Genomic DNA, 18366 nt, shown 5'->3' on the forward strand with positions numbered 1-18366 from the left:
AGTGGAACACTATTTCAGTACAGCTATTTATAACCTGTAATTAATTTTATCCATAAATAAATCTGGTTTCTAATTGAAATCAAAGTATTCGGATAAATAAGTTAAACAAATTAATATACAGGTCCTTATTCTTTATTTACTCATTGACAGATTTTATTCATGAAATATATGCCTCCTTTTTTTGTAACTCTATCTAAATTATATGAGAATTTACATTCTTTATTTTTTGTATACTTAATCATAATGGTTCCTTTTTTTGGTAGTCCAGCAAAATATAACTCCCCACCAGGACCAACTATAGTTGCTTTAGTATTATCTACTTTGGCAATTGAACCAAATGGAATTGATTCACCTTTACTATCGCTAACTGTAAAGAGTGCTTTTTTTCCAGACTCTACGTTAAATGGTGCTTTTACTATCGATCCAGATGTAGGTATAACGTACTTTGTGGTTTGAAATACTTCTACATCATCTGGAAAGGATAGTTGATTAAGTGAAATTTGATTCCTTTTATATGGCATCAATCCAGACACTATGGCATTGCCATTAGAATCAGTATAAACACCAGGCATCATATTAACATTAATTCCACGTACATCTTTTGCTTCAACAATAGCTATATTCTCATTTCGTTGACCAGAGAATATTAATCCATCTTGATATACTACGGCCGAACCATTTAGAGAATAGTTTAAATTATCACCGAAGTTATATGTACTATAGCCACCATAAATATTACCATATTCACTATTATAACTACTATATGCAGCAAATTGTTCTTTGTATTTATTTTTGCGATTAATTATCTTTTTTGCACCCCAGTTTAATTCATTGTTTTCTAATGCTCCACCCAAAACACCAACTGAGTAACTGGAATCTTTACCTTCGCTGTCAACTCCAAACTGTGAATAGGATTTATCTCCAAGAGGGATCGATAGCATAAGATTTAAATAATTATCACTCATACCACTATGTGCTATTTTCTGTTTTGCTGCATTCAGAGATAAACTTATTTTTCCTATCTGTAAAAGATAACCACCACCAAACGATGTAACGCTATTATCGCCATAATAGTTTTCTTTTACAAAATTAAGATAGAAACTCCCTAAATCATTTTCTAAACCTTGATTTACTGAAACATCAATTCTATTCTTTTGATTGTTGTCATACCATAGTTGATAATTATTACCATTGTGTTTCTGATATATATCAGACAATGTGGTATAATTTTTTGACTGATACTTATAGCCCGCAACAGCAATTGTTGTTCCGGTTGTTTCAAGTGTTTTGCTGTATCTGACTCGTAAAGCGGTCCCCGATATTTTATTATCTGATTTATATTTCTCTCTTGCATTTGAACCTGTAATATCTATTGATGCAGCTCCTAAATCAGAAAGTCCGCCAATTCCCGCAGCTATAGAGCGGTAGTCTTCTGATAATTGTGTACCCCCATAAACAGTTATTACATTAGATAAACCGTACGCAGCTCCTAATTGTAAGAATTTGTTATCAGCAACGTCTGTATTATTATACCTATACTTGCCTAATATTATGTCATATTTTATTCGCCCCTTTCTTTGTAAGATTGGCACACTTGAGTATGGGACGATGAAATGTTGTTCTGTCCCATCAGACTCTTTTACCGTTACGTATAAGTCCCCATTATCCTTTGATGGAATAATATTGCTAAGATCAAATTGTCCGGGAGGAACGCTTGTCGTGTAAATAATATTATGCTGTTGTCTAACAATTACCTGTGCGTTTGTTTTGGCTATGCCAACAACTCTGGGAGAAAATCCTTGTTGACTGTAAGGGTACATTTCTTCAGCGGTTTCTAATTTTAAACCACGAAAAGAAAATGAATCAAAAATATATGCTCCTGAAATGGAATCACCTAAAGTAAGTTCGCTATGTAATTCAGGTAATGCTCTTTGCAAATACGAGTTTATATTTTTATAGCCGTTTTCTTTTGTTCCTGTTTTTTGCCATACCCCATTATTTCTGAAACGCCATTTGAATATATTAAATCCAGGTGACAATGTTGCATAATAACTATCATTTGAGTTTGATTTTTTATTTATCCATGATGAACCTGTGATGTTGTAGTTCATAAGAAATGCAGGTATGCCAAAGTCCCATAAGTTGATAGGTGCTTCATTGTCAGAGTTTTCTTTTATATATTTTTGTGGAATAATAAGGTGAAGTTCCTGACGATCGAAATGAAATTTATATTTTACACCATCCATAGATTTAAAATCTACGCATTTCCCTTTGCTTTTTTCAGGAATGATAACTCCATAGCTTTCAATTATTTTATCTGATATGCAGGGTATTAAATCTTCATTCTTATAGTCGAAGTGAATATATCTTGCATCGACAAAATTCCCATTTAGATATATATCAATATAATAGCTTCCAGGAAGTTGCCCACCAGGCTTAGAAAAAACGGAGAGATCTATATTTGGATACCCTCCATCGCCAAGCAAAGAGCTATCGAATGATTCCGCCTTAGCGTTAAGTGATAAAAAAGGAATTAAAATATAAGTGAGATACAAAATATTATTTCTATTACTCATTGCTATCAAGTTTACTCTCTACCATTGGACCTATCTCACCTAAATCATTTATATAATTCCATTTTATAATGTTCGAGTCTATCGCAGAAACTCGACCTAGATTTTTTGTTGATTTAGGTGGGATGTATGTTACGGGAATGTTATGCATAGAATAAATAACTGCATTTAGATTTAAGTAATACGGTGTATTGTTTGTAATGTAAACTTCATCATTAACGATCTTCCATTTTACATTTTTTTTAAAGTCATTAAATGAAGGTTGTTCTAAACCACTTGGTCTATATATAAGTTTAATGCAACTATCAATAACTATACTAACAACAGTGTCCTTATTTTTTTCATCTTTAGGTGGAATTGGTTTTACACATATGTACCCCATACTTTCTATGTTATTTGGTTCTGCTCCAATTTTTATTACTTTTATACTTGTTTCTTCTTGGCCATCCAGTCTAAATAATGGAGGGCTCGTTATAAAATTTTCGTTTTTTTTTCCATCCAGAGTTTTAATGGTAGCCTGAACTAGATATGGTGACTCGTTTTTGTTAGAGATCGAAAATTGTACGCCATGTTTATTTGATTCATGGTATATAACTCTAGACTGACTAAACGTTATACTTGATACATTTGTATTGTTGGATGCTGAGAGAACAATTGTTGGAAAGAAGAAAAATAATAATAGGAGATTAGCTTTCATAACATTTGATACCACAGGATATAAAGCGTGGGTTCCCCCACGCCTCGCTATAAATTAATTATAAGTAATCACCAGAGGCAAAGTACCAGCCCAGCTACCTACTCCCATATCCTGTTGAGCAATAATACCCAATGTGAATGAGTTTTGTTCTGCTCCACTCAGACTGTTTGAGCCATTAGCGCTCGCACCATTACTTTTTTTCACGCCATAAGTTACATAATCAAGTCCGGAAGTAGCACCATTTCTATAGAAACGAGGTAAGCCGTTCCCGACGCTAAAACTTGTCATCGTACCGCCAGTGATTGCGACAGTTACGTTACCAACGGCAGAACCGGCGGCAACTGCTTTCCCTGGGTTTGAATCAACCCAGGTTGCTGTAATATTCGCAGGTGCGTTAACAACATGAGTCATATTTACTGTTTGATTGCTTGTTTCGGCATATGAGCTCACTGATGCAGCCATGGCAATAGCCGATATAATACCTAATGTATATTTTTTCATATTTAACTCCATCTAACTTTCTTTATATAAAGAGAATCATATCGACTCTCTTTATCTGAAAATTAGCATGCCATATATTACGGCTACAACCCACAATAACACTTATGAGCCAATAGCAAAGAAAAATAGTCTAAGTTTATAATCTGTTGTGTAGCTTGAGATAATTTGGATGTGATGTTAGATATTGTTTAGACTATGATGCGCCAGTATTCTTCGCGATAGTGGTCTTCAGTCTCTATTGCTATGCTTTTATTTCTCGGGAAATTAGAGATTACACGGCTACTAAAAATGGGAAAAGAAGCACTATCAGCTTCAGAAACATATACTCACCCTTTAATTAACATAATGGCAACAACGTACAGTCGAAAAAGTTTATTATTATTTTGATTGGATGCCGTTCACCTATGAGATCTGGTTGAAGATCCGTTGTCAGTACAAATAAGTTTACACGATAATAGTGTTGCATCTGGACGGTGAAAAGATTTTGCAGGTCTATATCAGTATGAAAAAATAAATCTCAAATTTCTGACTGTCTATATTAAGTGAACTGAAAAACAATGACGTTGATGTCATCTTGGTAACCATGTTCCTAAACAAGTGTTCACTATGTTTCCAGTGTGTATTGTATAGTGGGGAGAGGTAGGATCAGTTTAGATATCGAAAATTATTGTATGCTAAGACTGCTCTTTAATCCGTGTCTGGCTATCTATAAAGAGTACGAATGTGGCACATTTGCGCAGCTATGTAACTTGTTGTATCTGTAGCGTCGCGAACGTTGAGTTTTGCCTGTTGGTAGTTTATCACTTTTTGATCTCGTTCTTGAAAATAGCCGTGGCGTTTCCCAGCGTTGAAACGTTTGTTGATAATAAGATTTGGATCATCAAGTTTCACGATCTCCAGCTTGCGGTCACCAGACTCTGTTTCGATGATGGTATAAAGCGAGTCCTGATACTGGGCGACAGCATCACTGATGGGGTGGAACTGTTCAGGATCGAGTCCGGGTAACTCTTCCTGTTTACAAGCAGGCCCTTTACGCCAGAACACTTTCTTTTCCAGCAGAGAAAAATCCAGACAGTGCTTTGTTAAATCCTCATCCCACGCCAGATTTTCCTTGTCGAGGACTTTACGCTGCAGCCCGTTTTTATCACGCCAGGTCAAGAGTGAACCGGGCATCCAGCGTACGACGGAAAAGGTGTCCGGGTCGGCATCCAGTTGTTCGCCATTGATTATGATTTTGGTCCGTGTACGGGCTAATGTATCCTAGGGGCCAAATGGCACGGCAACGCAGGGGTTAAACGTGGTGGAAAACTTTCCTCGCTGATCCCAGGACTTCTGCGCCAGCACGCGGAAACTCTCGGGGGCAGCGAGGCGATGCCCATCAACATATAAGAAATTAGCGTCACGTAATATCAGTCCCAGAAAGTCAGGTTTCCAGGGGGAACGGAATTTCACCTGATGCAGCGTTTTGATATCTAAACTATTTTCTCCACCATTGTCATCGGTGCGCTTGCCTTCGAAATAGAGACTGTTTTTATCTGCGGCAAAATCTCCCCATGCCTTGAATGAGGCGATATCGACGGGTGGTGCGTCGTGAAGATTTTGCACTATTTCACCCGCGTAGAGGATATAGCGACCATCGCTATGCCAGGAGTAATGAGGATACCAGGCTTGTGCGCCCTCATAGAGATTGTCAGTTGTTAGATCGGTCAGAGGTGGTTCTTTATTCCATTCATCTTGTGTTGTTAGGTCTATTAATAAATTGGGTAAACGACGCAAACTTTTGTAATTTACGCCAGGAAGAGAAAGATTTGTTTCCTGATAAGGGCGCAGGTACACCACGCCTTTTCCCTGTTTTTGGTAAATATTATGCTCAGGCGCAGAAAGCCGACATCCCCATGCCGACGATAAGAACAACGAACAAGACAACAAACAAACCACATTGCGATAGTGCATAAAGCCATCCTGGCGCGAGGTGCCGATCACGAAACCACCAGCAAAACATAAATCCCCACGTGTAAGCGTTATACTCGCAGCAAATCCTCACTTTTCAGACTTCATAAAGAGTCGCTAAATGCTTGCTTTTACGCCTTCTCCTGCGATGATAGAAAGCAGAAAGCGATGAACTTTACAGGCAATCCATAATGAAAAACGTGTTTAAGGCACTCACTGTATTACTTACTCTCTTCAGCCTGACGGGCTGCGGTCTGAAAGGTCCGCTCTATTTCCCGCCTGCAGATAAAAACGCACCGCCGCCGACCAAACCGGTAGAGACGCAAACGCAATCCACGTTGCCGGATAAAAACGACCGCGCCACAGGCGATGGCCCATCCCAGGTGAATTACTAAAAGTCAGTTTCTGTACCCGCGTGATTGGAGTAAATGATGCAGTTCTCGAAAATGCATGGCCTTGGCAACGATTTTATGGTCGTCGACGCGGTAACGCAGAATGTCTTTTTTTCACCGGAGCTGATTCGTCGCCTGGCGGATCGGCACCTGGGGGTAGGGTTTGACCAGTTGCTGGTGGTTGAGCCGCCTTACGATCCTGAACTGGATTTTCACTATCGCATTTTTAATGCTGATGGCAGTGAAGTGGCGCAGTGCGGCAACGGCGCGCGCTGCTTTGCCCGTTTTGTGCGTCTGAAAGGGCTGACCAATAAGCGCGATATCCGCGTCAGCACTGCCAACGGGCGGATGGTTCTGACCGTCACCGATGATGATCTGGTCCGCGTAAATATGGGCGAGCCCAACTTCGAACCTTCCGCTGTGCCGTTTCGTGCTAACAAAGCGGAAAAGACCTATATTATGCGCGCCGCCGAGCAGACAATCTTATGCGGTGTGGTGTCGATGGGAAATCCGCACTGCGTGATTCAGGTCGATGATGTCGATACCGCGGCGGTAGAAACGCTTGGCCCTGTTCTGGAAAGCCACGAACGTTTCCCGGAGCGCGCCAATATCGGTTTTATGCAAGTGGTTAAGCGCGAGCATATTCGTTTACGCGTTTATGAGCGTGGGGCAGGAGAAACCCAGGCCTGCGGCAGCGGCGCGTGTGCGGCGGTGGCGGTAGGGATTCAGCAAGGTTTGCTGGCCGAAGAAGTACGTGTGGAACTCCCTGGTGGTCGTCTTGATATCGCCTGGAAAGGTCCGGGTCATCCGTTATATATGACGGGTCCGGCAGTACATGTTTACGACGGATTTATTCATCTATGAAGCAACCAGGGGAAGAACTACAGGAAACACTCACGGAGCTTGATGACCGGGCGGTTGTCGATTATCTGATTAAAAATCCTGAGTTTTTTATCCGCAATGCGCACGCAGTAGAAGCGATACGTGTGCCGCATCCGGTACGTGGTACTGTTTCGCTGGTCGAGTGGCATCTGGCTCGCGCGCGTAACCATATTCATGTTCTGGAAGAGAACATGTCACTGTTGATGGAACAGGCTATCGCCAACGAAGGCCTGTTTTATCGCTTACTCTACCTGCAGCGCAGTCTCACCGCCGCCAGCAGTCTCGACGATATGCTGATGCGCTTTCACCGCTGGGCGCGTGATTTAGGGCTGGCGGGCGCGAGTGTGCGCCTGTTTCCGGATCGTTGGCGCTTAGGTGCGCCGTCGAACCATACTCATCTGGCATTAAGCCGTCAGGCTTTTGAACCACTGCGTATTCAGCGGCTGGGGCAGGAGCAGCATTATCTGGGGCCGCTTAACGGGCCGGAGTTGCTGGTGGTGCTACCGGAAGCGAAAGCGGTGGGATCGGTGGCGATGTCGATGCTGGGAAGCGATGCTGATTTAGGCGTAGTGCTGTTCACCAGCCGCGATGCCAATCACTATCAACAAGGACAGGGAACGCAGTTACTTGATGAAATTGCGCTGATGTTGCCGGAGCTTCTGGAGCGTTGGATTGAACGCGTATGACCAATTTACATACCGATGTAGAACGCTATCTACGTTATCTGAGCGTGGAGCGTCAGCTTAGCCCGATAACCCTGCTTAACTACCAGCGCCAGCTTGAGGCGATCATCAATTTTGCCAGCGAAAATGGCCTGCAAAGTTGGCAGCAATGCGATGTGACGATGGTGCGCAATTTTGCTGTACGCAGTCGCCGTAAAGGGCTGGGCGCGGCAAGCCTCGCATTACGCCTCTCTGCGCTACGTAGCTTTTTTGACTGGCTGGTCAGCCAGAACGAACTCAAAGCCAACCCGGCAAAAGGTGTTTCGGCACCGAAAGCGCCGCGTCATCTGCCAAAAAATATCGACGTCGATGATATGAATCGGCTGCTGGATATTGATATCAACGATCCCCTCGCCGTGCGCGATCGGGCAATGCTGGAAGTGATGTACGGCGCGGGTCTGCGTCTTTCCGAACTGGTGGGGCTGGATATCAAACACCTCGACCTGGAGTCCGGCGAAGTGTGGGTGATGGGGAAAGGCAGTAAAGAGCGCCGCCTGCCAATTGGTCGCAACGCTGTGGCGTGGATTGAGCACTGGCTTGATTTGCGCGATCTGTTTGGCAGCGAAGACGACGCGCTTTTCCTGTCGAAACTGGGCAAGCGTATCTCCGCGCGTAATGTACAGAAACGCTTTGCCGAATGGGGCATAAAACAAGGGCTGAATAATCACGTTCACCCGCATAAATTACGTCACTCGTTCGCTACGCATATGCTGGAGTCGAGCGGTGATCTTCGTGGTGTGCAGGAGCTGCTGGGTCATGCCAACCTCTCCACCACGCAAATCTATACTCATCTTGATTTTCAACACCTTGCCTCGGTGTACGATGCGGCGCATCCACGCGCCAAACGGGGGAAATAATGCGTTTTTACCGGCCTTTGGGGCGCATCTCGGCGCTCACCTTTGACCTGGATGATACCCTTTATGATAACCGTCCGGTGATCCAACGTACCGAGCAAGAAGCTCTTATCTTTGTGCAAAATTATCATCCGGCGCTGCGCAGCTTCCAGAATGAAGATCTGCAACGTCTGCGTCAGACGGTACGGGAAGCGGAACCCGAGATTTATCACGACGTAACGCGCTGGCGTTTTCGTTCGATTGAACAAGCGATGCTCGACGCTGGGCTGAGTGCGGAAGAAGCCAGTGCCGGCGCACACGCGGCAATGATCAACTTTGCCAAATGGCGTAGCCGGATCGATGTTCCGCAGCAAACCCACGACACCTTAAAACAGCTGGCGAAGAAATGGCCGCTGGTGGCGATCACCAACGGTAACGCCCAGCCGGAGCTGTTTGGCCTGGGCGACTACTTTGAGTTTGTGCTGCGTGCTGGCCCACACGGGCGCTCAAAACCGTTCAGCGATATGTACTTCCTGGCGGCGGAAAAACTCAACGTGCCGATCGGCGAGATCTTACATGTCGGGGACGATCTAACCACTGACGTGGGCGGGGCAATTCGCAGCGGAATGCAGGCCTGTTGGATCAGACCGGAAAATGGCGATCTGATGCAAACCTGGGACAGCCGTTTACTCCCGCATCTGGAAATTTCCCGGTTGGCATCTCTGACCTCGCTGATATAATCAGCAAATCTGTATATATACCCAGCTTTTTGGCGGAGGGCGTTGCGCTTCTCCGCCCAACCTATTTTTACGCGGCGGTGCCAATGGACGTTTCTTACCTGCTCGATAGCCTTAATGACAAACAGCGCGAAGCGGTGGCCGCGCCACGCAGCAACCTTCTGGTGCTGGCGGGCGCGGGCAGTGGTAAGACGCGCGTACTGGTGCATCGTATCGCCTGGCTGATGAGCGTGGAAAACTGCTCGCCATACTCGATTATGGCGGTGACGTTTACCAACAAAGCGGCGGCGGAGATGCGTCATCGTATCGGGCAACTGATGGGCACCAGCCAGGGCGGCATGTGGGTCGGCACCTTCCACGGGCTGGCGCACCGCCTGCTGCGTGCGCACCACATGGACGCCAACCTGCCGCAGGATTTCCAGATCCTCGATAGTGAAGACCAGCTGCGCCTGCTTAAGCGTCTGATCAAGGCGATGAACCTCGACGAGAAGCAGTGGCCACCGCGCCAGGCAATGTGGTACATCAACAGCCAGAAAGATGAAGGGCTGCGCCCGCATCACATTCAGAGCTATGGTAACCCGGTGGAGCAGACCTGGCAGAAGGTGTATCAGGCGTATCAGGAAGCGTGTGACCGCGCGGGTCTGGTGGACTTCGCCGAACTATTGCTGCGCGCTCATGAGTTGTGGCTTAACAAGCCGCATATTCTGCAACACTACCGCGAACGTTTTACCAACATCCTGGTGGACGAATTCCAGGATACCAACAACATTCAGTACGCGTGGATCCGCCTGCTGGCGGGCGACACTGGCAAGGTGATGATCGTCGGTGATGACGACCAGTCAATCTACGGCTGGCGCGGGGCGCAGGTCGAGAACATTCAGCGTTTCCTCAATGATTTCCCCGGTGCTGAAACTATCCGTCTGGAGCAGAACTACCGCTCTACCAGCAATATTCTGAGCGCCGCTAACGCCCTGATTGAAAACAACAACGGGCGTCTGGGTAAAAAACTGTGGACCGATGGCGCGGACGGCGAGCCGATTTCCCTCTATTGTGCCTTTAACGAACTCGATGAAGCGCGTTTTGTGGTTAACCGCATCAAAACCTGGCAGGACAACGGCGGGGCGCTTGCCGAGTGCGCCATTCTCTACCGCAGCAACGCCCAGTCGCGTGTGCTGGAAGAAGCACTGTTGCAGGCGAGTATGCCGTACCGTATTTACGGCGGGATGCGCTTCTTCGAACGTCAGGAAATCAAAGATGCGCTCTCGTATCTGCGCCTGATTGCCAACCGCAACGACGACGCGGCCTTTGAGCGTGTGGTGAATACACCAACACGGGGTATTGGTGACCGGACGCTGGACGTGGTACGTCAGACATCGCGCGATCGCCAGTTAACACTCTGGCAGGCGTGCCGTGAACTGTTGCAGGAAAAAGCCCTCGCCGGACGTGCAGCCAGCGCCTTGCAACGGTTTATGGAATTAATCGACGCCTTAGCACAGGAAACTGCCGATATGCCTCTACATGTACAGACTGACCGGGTAATTAAAGACTCCGGCCTGCGCACCATGTACGAGCAGGAGAAGGGCGAAAAAGGCCAGACGCGTATCGAAAACTTAGAGGAACTGGTTACGGCAACGCGCCAGTTCAGCTACAACGAAGAAGACGAAGATTTAATGCCGCTGCAGGCGTTCCTCTCCCATGCGGCACTGGAAGCAGGTGAAGGGCAGGCGGATACCTGGCAGGATGCGGTGCAGTTGATGACGCTACACTCGGCGAAAGGTCTGGAGTTTCCGCAGGTGTTTATCGTTGGTATGGAAGAGGGCATGTTCCCAAGCCAAATGTCGCTGGATGAAGGCGGGCGTCTGGAAGAAGAACGGCGTCTGGCCTACGTTGGCGTAACCCGCGCGATGCAGAAACTGACGCTGACCTACGCGGAAACTCGCCGTCTGTATGGCAAAGAGGTTTACCATCGCCCGTCGCGCTTTATTGGCGAGCTGCCGGAAGAGTGTGTGGAAGAGGTGCGCCTGCGCGCCACGGTAAGCCGCCCGGTCAGCCATCAGCGGATGGGTACGCCAATGGTCGAGAATGACAGCGGCTACAAACTCGGCCAGCGCGTGCGCCACGCCAAGTTTGGTGAGGGCACTATCGTCAATATGGAAGGCAGCGGCGAGCATAGCCGTTTGCAGGTGGCATTCCAGGGCCAGGGAATTAAATGGCTGGTGGCAGCTTACGCCCGGCTGGAGACGGTGTAATTTACGATTCCGTTGCGGGATGAGGTGCTGCGCACCTTATTCGGCCTACAGAAATGGCACCCGGTAGGCCGGATAAGGCGTTTACGCCGCATCCGGCATCAGCACCTTACTTAGCGCACTTCTTCACATCAATATTCCAGTCAGCACCAGACGCAACCTGATGTTTCTGCGCGAAATTATCCATATTCAGCGCCACGGAAACATTCAACAAGCTGTTCAGATACACCATCGGCTGGCCTTCCGGCACATCGCCGAAGCTGGCGACATACGGCATTTTCCCTGCGTATTTTTGCTGGGAACCTTCGGAAATGGTCACACATAACGTATCGTTGAGTTTGATCCCCGCCTGATTCAACAACTCGTCGCTGATATTGCTCCAGACGTTACCGTACTGAATATCAAGAATCGGGATATTGCCCTTCACTTCACCTTTTGTCGCTTTCGCTTTCTGATAAGGCAGTTCGACAACTTTTGCAGGAAGCTCTGGCCCCACCTGCTCGAACGTGATCGCTCCGGAAGCCAGACGCGCACCGGTGTAGGCATATACATCGCGACCGTGGAAGGTATATGACTTTTCAGAACCTTTCAGGCGGTTGGTTTTTTCATCGATTTGCCGGACGCTCTCAATACCCAGCGATTCCGCCACCAAAGTGAGCGTACCGTTGTCTGGTGAAACGAAGTACTGACCGTTTTTGGTTTTCAGCACCACCGATTTACGGTCAGTGCCTACGCCCGGATCGACCACACTGACAAACACCGAACCTTGCGGCCAGTAACTGGCAGTCTGATACAGGCGATAAGCACCTTCCCAGATGTTATACGGTGGAATTTCGTGGGTTAAATCAAAGATTTTAAGATTATGGTCAACGCCGAAAGCGACGCCTTTCATCGCCGAGACGGCCCCATCTTTCAGGCTAAAATCCGTTTGTAAAATCAAAGCGTTATCCGCATAAGCGGACGATGATCCCAGACACGTTAATAAAAATAACGTTGCGAGCGTTTTTTTCATTTTTGTTTCCCTTCATTTATCTGATGATTTTCCAGCTGTGTAGCCAGCCCCAGTTTGTCTGGCCTCCTCGAGTGTACAATGCTTAACTTTTCCGCTCGACGGAAATCATGGTAACAAAAGGATAGCGTTGCCACGGGATTGCCCCGTCTTTCACATACATATGTGAAATCGTGCCATCAAGATAAAGCAGCTGCTCGACGTCCAGTTTCGCTTTGGCATAACAGGCAAAATCATAAAAATTTGTCGCCTGCTGGCTCAACAAAAACACTGCGTTCCCTTGTTTATTAATCCCAACACCGTTACGAATTTTGCGTGAGGCGACGTTGGGATGAATACGCGGATTAATTACACCGTTTTCCATCAACATTGGCCCTGACTGCACAGCAAACTGAATCTCTTTACTGGCTTTAAAGGCATCCAAACGAACGATGCCGACTTTATCTCCCGCGACATAAAACACGCCGCCAGGACGGATAAAGAAATTCCCTTCACCTGAAGCGAGATTTAACGCCACCTTCTGCTGACCGTTTTCGATGTACAAACCGAGCGGCGCATAGCTTTCATCATAGATGCCGCCGTTCATCACCATCTGAACCTGATCCTGATTATTAACATCAGCCAGCAGCGCATGTAACGTTCCCCACGCTTCGCTATTGGCTTTTTGCCAGTACATTTTCACCCGTTCGGTTTGAGGATTAACGGTATACGCCTGCACAGTCAGCGTTGGGTCAGAGAGCGCGCAGTCATCAGCAGCAACAGCAAACAAGGGGAGCAAGGTGAGAGCGAGAAAAATCCGTTTGAGATTCAAGGTGATCATTCCTTTACCAATGAGTAGCCGATGCGCCATTATAGGTCCTGGATGTGGGATTTTTTTATCCTGTTAATGACCTTGACGAGTACCAAAAAGCGCGAAGTTCAACTATTGTTCTGTGGTGTTCTGTTGCGTGTTGACGGCAAAATTTTGCTGGCGTAACATGCGCGCACGATCACTCTAAGAGGACATTCGCCTTGGACACACCCAGTAGATACTGGCTCATTATCCTGTCATCCAGGATCAACTCCTAAGGCTATCCCCTTTTGCTGATAGCCTTAGCGGTTGTCAGCGACCTCAATTTTCCCGTCGCGCTGAGTCAGGCTGTTTAATGGTCTGAAACCCAATTTGTTTCTGTGTGCCCACCGAACTGTCCGATATTTTAAGCATTGGGAGTCCCGGTCATGCTGAGCGCATTTCAACTGGAAAATAACCGACTGACCCGGCTGGAAGTCGAAGAGTCACAACCCCTTGTAAATGCAGTATGGATTGATCTTGTCGAACCGGATGACGACGAGCGACTGCGCGTACAATCTGAACTTGGCCAGAGCCTGGCAACTCGCCCGGAACTGGAAGACATCGAAGCATCGGCGCGTTTCTTTGAAGACGATGACGGCCTGCATATTCACTCCTTCTTCTTCTTTGAAGATGCGGAAGATCACGCCGGTAACTCTACTGTAGCATTTACCATCCGCGATGGTCGTCTGTTTACACTGCGTGAACGCGAGCTGCCTGCATTTCGTCTGTATCGTATGCGCGCCCGCAGCCAGTCGATGGTAGACGGTAACGCTTACGAGCTGCTGCTGGATCTGTTCGAAACCAAAATCGAACAGTTAGCGGATGAAATTGAAAACATCTACAGCGATCTGGAGCAACTGAGCCGGGTGATTATGGAAGGGCGTCAGGGCGATGAGTACGACGAGGCACTCTCCACATTGGCAGAACTGGAAGATATCGGCTGGAAAGTTCGCCTGTGTCTGATGGATACCCAGCGCGCGCTCAACTTCCTGGTACGTAAAGCACGCTTACCGGGTGGGCAACTGGAGCAGGCGCGTGAAATTCTGCGAGATATCGAGTCCCTGCTGCCGCATAACGAATCCTTGTTCCAGAAGGTGAACTTCTTGATGCAGGCAGCGATGGGCTTTATCAACATCGAGCAGAACCGCATCATCAAAATCTTCTCGGTGGTGTCCGTCGTGTTCCTGCCGCCAACGCTGGTCGCTTCCAGCTACGGGATGAACTTTGAGTTTATGCCAGAGTTGAAGTGGAGCTTCGGCTACCCGGCAGCGATTATCTTTATGATCCTCGCGGGCCTGGCACCGTATCTGTACTTTAAGCGCAAGAACTGGCTGTAACTTTACGATGTCGCTGTGAGTAAGTTAGTGTGCTGACAGCGACATTTTAGCCGAGGGAATCACAGATAACATAATTGTTGTGAATAATATCCATGCCACGTTGAGTTGGACGCTTAATGAATCACATCTCATCCCTTCAATTGCTGCAGAGATGATAGAAAAAAGTGTCAAACCCAATGAAGTCAATACAAAGTAGATTGCCTTACATCCAGTATCTCTTATTCTTTTAGCTCCGATGTTGATATTCACATATGTATTAGTGTTGATCAGAATAAAACTCAAAGCCAGGTTGATATCATTCAAAGTTATTAATATTGACCATGATGTTAATGTATAGATTATGAACTGCAAGCGTGATAAGCGCTCAAGCCTGGATGGGTAGAATATATTTCTGATGGATGATTTAAACATTTTTACATTGTTATATATATATGATGGATTGAAGTTTATATATTATTTAGCTCATATAAGTTGCTATATCTATGCAATATGGCAGTCTTTGTATTGATAACTATACATTAGTAATTTAGAGTGTGTAAGTTTTTATTGATGGGGTATATTTTAATTAAATATAATTGAAATGTATTTTTATTCTATAAATAATATCTGGGGTGAATGGATTCTATATGGGAAATGGTAACTTTTGGCAGTTATTCTTGGGTAAAGAACCTTACAGCAAAAAATCTGATTTTGTTAAGGCGTGGTTATTGTGGTGGGCTATTACCATCCTTGTTCTATTTATTTTAAGCCTGACTACGACATTAAATTTAAGAAGTTTAGGTATAGGGTTAAGTTTTGGGTTTTGTCAAATCCTTGGTAGATATACAATGTCTCTAGGATGGAGTAAGTTCTGGGGAGTTTTGGGTATATTTCCTGTAACAAATATCGTACTTTTTCTTATCTTAATTTTTTTCAAAAAAAGATAGATAAGTCAGTGGGTAGGCTTTTTAAATGGCCTACCCATGTTAATGCTTAACTTTTTCTACGCTGCGTATAAATCGCATCCATCACAAAAATTGCCAGCGCCACCCAAATAAAGGCGAAAGTCACCATCTTATCGGCACCCGGTTTTTCACCATAAAACGTCACAGCCAGCAGGAACATCAGCGTCGGGCCAATGTACTGGAAAAAGCCTAACGTTGAGAGACGCAGGCGTGTCGCAGCGGCGGTAAAACACAACAGCGGTACGGTAGTGACAATACCGGCGGCGATCAGCAGTAAATTCAGCGACATAGGATTTTGCCCCATATGGCTGGTTGAGCTGTCGGCAATAGCAAACAGGTAAATCGCCGCCACGGGCAGCAGCCACATGGTTTCGATTAACATGCCGGTTTGCGCTTCAACGGCAATTTTCTTGCGTACCAGGCCGTAGAAGGCAAAACTAAACGCCAGCCCCAGCGCGATAATAGGTAGCGAACCAAAAGTCCACAGCTGGACCAACACGCCACATATCGCCAGAATCACCGCCAACCATTGCATCCGGCGGAATCGCTCGCCGAGGAAAATCATCCCCAGCACAATGTTCACCAGCGGGTTAATAAAGTACCCGAGGCTCGCTTCTAGCATATGGTGATTGTTCACCGCCCAGATAAACAGTAGCCAGTTGCCGCCAATCAGCACGGCAGAGACTGCCAGCATAAAAATTTTCTGTGGCGTCTGAATCAGCGTTTTTAAATAGGACCACTGGCGGCAGATGCTCATCAGCACCACCATAAAGAAAAACGACCAGATCACGCGATGCGTCAGGATCTCATCGGCGGGCACGTAGTAAATCAGCTTGAAGTACGCTGGGGCGATACCCCAAATAAAATAAGCGGCAAGAGCGAGTAATACGCCCTGCCGCGTTTGTTTTGCATCCATTGGAAAACTCATTTTTTGTTGTTGATAGCAGTTGACCTGCTCAGTTTGCTGACAAAGTGTGCTTTGTTCATGCCGGATGCGGCGTTAACGCCTTATTCAGCCTACAAAACCATGCAAATTCAATATATTGCATTTCTCTGGTAGGCCTGATAAGCGTAGCGCATCAGGCAATTTTGCGTTTGTCATAAGTCTCAGCAGTTTACCTGCTTTTATGTATTCAACCTACCATATAGGTGGCGGTAGCACTGGCAATATAAAGCTGTTCTTCATTGTGCAGTTCAACGCGGGCGACGGCGACTTTATTACCCGCACGCAGCAGGCTACTGGTAGCTGTAAAACGCTCGCCTCTGCCTGGACGTAGATAATCGACGCGAAGATCAATTGTCCCCATCCGCGATAGCCGCTGGCGCAGTTCATCCTCACTGATGGTTTCGTGGCGGGTTAAGGTGCTACCTACACACACCAGACCCGCGGCGACGTCCAGCGCCGACGCAATGACCCCACCGTGCAAAATGCTTTGCGCCCAGTTACCAACCATCATCGGCTGATTTTTAAAGACCAGCTGTGCAAATTCTTTTTCGTAACGCTCCAGCTCCATCCCCAATGCGCGGTTAAATGGCATGTGATAAACAAACATTTCACCCACTAATTTCAGGGCTTGTTCGGCGGTCAGTACGGCAGACATATCATCCTTACACTTCATTGGTTAATGAAATGTTGATTTTATGCTTCTTTGTTGTTGGTTTCTACTTTAGGAAGGGATAACTAACGGCAATTGAGTTAAGTATGTAAAATAGCCCGCAGAAAAAATATTCATCTAATCAATAATTCGTTACGGAGAACACGATCGATGCGGACTCTACTGGGCTGCTTGTTGCCGATGTGTATGCTGCCGATAGTGGCAAATGCGCAAGAGGCAACGGTGAAAGATGTGCATGACGCGCCAGCAGTACGTGGCAGCATTATCGGCAATATGTTGCAGGAGCATGACAATCCTTTCACCCTTTATCCTTACGACACCAACTACATCATCTACACCCAAACCAGCGATCTCAATAAAGAAGCTATTGCCAGTTACGACTGGGCAGAGAACGCGCGTAAGGATGAAGTAAAGTTCCAGTTGAGCCTGGCGTTTCCGCTGTGGCGGGGGATTTTGGGGCCAAACTCTGTACTGGGCGCTTCCTACACCCAGAAATCCTGGTGGCAGCTTTCTAATAGCGATGAGTCATCACCGTTTCGTGAAACCAACTATGAACCGCAATTGTTCCTCGGGTTCGCCACCGATTACAGCTTTGCAGGCTGGACGCTGCGCGATGTAGAGATGGGTTATAATCACGACTCTAACGGACGTTCTGACCCAACTTCCCGTAGTTGGAACCGTATCTACACCCGCCTGATGGCAGAGAACGGTAACTGGCTGGTAGAAGTGAAGCCGTGGTATGTCGTCGGTAATACGGACGATAACCCGGACATCACCAAATATATGGGTTACTACCAGCTTAAAATTGGTTATCACCTCGGTGATGCTGTGCTGAGCGCGAAAGGGCAGTACAACTGGAACACCGGTTATGGTGGTGCGGAGTTAGGCTTAAGCTACCCGATCACCAAACATGTGCGTCTTTATACCCAAGTCTACAGCGGCTATGGCGAATCGCTCATCGACTATAACTTTAACCAGACCCGCGTCGGTGTGGGAGTTATGCTAAACGACCTGTTCTAATGCGAGTTGATTGAAAGGCAAATCTGGAATCCAGCATCCAGGATTATCCTCTCAGAGACTAAAAGCATTGCAGTT

Annotated in this window: 17 protein-coding genes and 1 pseudogene; 10 read left to right on the forward strand and 8 right to left on the reverse strand. The window is 46.6% G+C overall.

The window, feature by feature from the left end; translation table 11 throughout:
- Positions 1-140: 140 nt before the first annotated feature.
- The 4 genes and pseudogenes from FEK50_RS13270 to FEK50_RS13285 form a co-directional block, all read right to left on the reverse strand.
- A complete protein-coding gene (locus tag FEK50_RS13270; protein WP_131162274.1) occupies positions 141-2576 on the reverse strand; it encodes a fimbria/pilus outer membrane usher protein in 2436 nt (811 codons plus the stop codon).
- Positions 2569-3270, reverse strand: coding sequence for a molecular chaperone (locus tag FEK50_RS13275; protein ID WP_131162273.1), 702 nt, complete (start codon positions 3268-3270; stop codon positions 2569-2571). Before FEK50_RS13275 ends, FEK50_RS13270 begins: the two co-directional genes overlap by 8 nt.
- Before the next feature lie 54 nt (positions 3271-3324).
- Positions 3325-3771: a hypothetical protein gene (locus FEK50_RS13280; RefSeq protein ID WP_001545054.1), complete on the reverse strand. Its 447-nt coding sequence runs from the start codon at positions 3769-3771 to the stop codon at positions 3325-3327.
- Positions 3772-4596: 825 nt separating this feature from the next.
- Positions 4597-5754, reverse strand: a pseudogene (locus FEK50_RS13285) (DKNYY family protein); the annotation flags it as partial.
- A 158-nt stretch (positions 5755-5912) separates the two neighbouring features.
- On the opposite strand from FEK50_RS13285, the gene FEK50_RS13290 reads away from it, so the two are divergent.
- The 6 genes from FEK50_RS13290 to uvrD all read left to right on the forward strand — a co-directional run bounded on the left by FEK50_RS13290 (position 5913) and on the right by uvrD (position 11536).
- Positions 5913-6116 carry a lipoprotein gene (locus tag FEK50_RS13290; RefSeq protein ID WP_021581201.1) on the forward strand — a complete coding sequence of 68 codons (204 nt, stop codon included), beginning with the start codon at positions 5913-5915 and terminating at the stop codon, positions 6114-6116.
- Positions 6117-6152: 36 nt separating this feature from the next.
- Complete coding sequence (dapF, locus tag FEK50_RS13295; protein ID WP_001160654.1) at positions 6153-6977, forward strand: diaminopimelate epimerase; 825 nt, start codon at positions 6153-6155, stop codon at positions 6975-6977.
- Positions 6974-7681 (forward strand): DUF484 domain-containing protein, encoded by a 708-nt coding sequence (locus FEK50_RS13300; RefSeq protein ID WP_131162272.1) that lies wholly within the window; start codon positions 6974-6976, stop codon positions 7679-7681. Before dapF ends, FEK50_RS13300 begins: the two co-directional genes overlap by 4 nt.
- Positions 7678-8574: a tyrosine recombinase XerC gene (gene xerC, locus FEK50_RS13305; protein ID WP_130209428.1), complete on the forward strand. Its 897-nt coding sequence runs from the start codon at positions 7678-7680 to the stop codon at positions 8572-8574. Before FEK50_RS13300 ends, xerC begins: the two co-directional genes overlap by 4 nt.
- Positions 8574-9290, forward strand: coding sequence for a 5-amino-6-(5-phospho-D-ribitylamino)uracil phosphatase YigB (gene yigB / locus FEK50_RS13310; RefSeq protein WP_130209430.1), 717 nt, complete (start codon positions 8574-8576; stop codon positions 9288-9290). Before xerC ends, yigB begins: the two co-directional genes overlap by 1 nt.
- Before the next feature lie 83 nt (positions 9291-9373).
- Positions 9374-11536 (forward strand): DNA helicase II, encoded by a 2163-nt coding sequence (gene uvrD / locus FEK50_RS13315; protein ID WP_000383407.1) that lies wholly within the window; start codon positions 9374-9376, stop codon positions 11534-11536.
- Positions 11537-11642: 106 nt separating this feature from the next.
- Here uvrD and FEK50_RS13320 read toward each other — a convergent pair whose 3' ends face one another.
- Both FEK50_RS13320 and FEK50_RS13325 read right to left on the reverse strand, forming a co-directional pair.
- Positions 11643-12545 carry an S-adenosyl-l-methionine hydroxide adenosyltransferase family protein gene (locus tag FEK50_RS13320; RefSeq protein ID WP_131162271.1) on the reverse strand — a complete coding sequence of 301 codons (903 nt, stop codon included), beginning with the start codon at positions 12543-12545 and terminating at the stop codon, positions 11643-11645.
- A gap of 82 nt (positions 12546-12627) precedes the next feature.
- On the reverse strand, positions 12628-13392 hold the full coding sequence (locus FEK50_RS13325) for a phosphodiester glycosidase family protein (RefSeq protein ID WP_131162270.1): 765 nt from the start codon (positions 13390-13392) through the stop codon (positions 12628-12630).
- Positions 13393-13553: 161 nt separating this feature from the next.
- Between FEK50_RS13325 and ysgD the strand changes: the two genes are divergently transcribed.
- The 3 genes from ysgD (at position 13554) to FEK50_RS13340 (ending at position 15637) form a co-directional block, all read left to right on the forward strand.
- Entirely contained in the window at positions 13554-13610 is a 57-nt protein-coding gene (ysgD, locus tag FEK50_RS24525; protein WP_212723238.1) for a YsgD/CorL family protein, read from the forward strand.
- Positions 13611-13760: 150 nt separating this feature from the next.
- On the forward strand, positions 13761-14711 hold the full coding sequence (gene corA / locus FEK50_RS13330) for a magnesium/cobalt transporter CorA (protein WP_130209436.1): 951 nt from the start codon (positions 13761-13763) through the stop codon (positions 14709-14711).
- 626 nt (positions 14712-15337) lie between these two features.
- Positions 15338-15637 carry a hypothetical protein gene (locus FEK50_RS13340; protein ID WP_131162269.1) on the forward strand — a complete coding sequence of 100 codons (300 nt, stop codon included), beginning with the start codon at positions 15338-15340 and terminating at the stop codon, positions 15635-15637.
- A 46-nt stretch (positions 15638-15683) separates the two neighbouring features.
- Here FEK50_RS13340 and rarD read toward each other — a convergent pair whose 3' ends face one another.
- The gene (rarD, locus tag FEK50_RS13345) at positions 15684-16571 is read right to left on the reverse strand and encodes an EamA family transporter RarD (protein WP_000339103.1); all 888 of its coding nucleotides are present in this window, start codon (positions 16569-16571) and stop codon (positions 15684-15686) included.
- Between the two features lie 217 nt (positions 16572-16788).
- Positions 16789-17256 carry an acyl-CoA thioesterase YigI gene (gene yigI / locus FEK50_RS13350; protein WP_044705443.1) on the reverse strand — a complete coding sequence of 156 codons (468 nt, stop codon included), beginning with the start codon at positions 17254-17256 and terminating at the stop codon, positions 16789-16791.
- A gap of 165 nt (positions 17257-17421) precedes the next feature.
- On the opposite strand from yigI, the gene pldA reads away from it, so the two are divergent.
- A complete protein-coding gene (gene pldA / locus FEK50_RS13355) occupies positions 17422-18291 on the forward strand; it encodes a phospholipase A (RefSeq protein ID WP_130209440.1) in 870 nt (289 codons plus the stop codon).
- Positions 18292-18366: the final 75 nt, after the last annotated feature.

This window comes from Escherichia sp. E2586 (genome assembly GCF_005781105.1).
GTDB lineage: Bacteria > Pseudomonadota > Gammaproteobacteria > Enterobacterales > Enterobacteriaceae > Escherichia.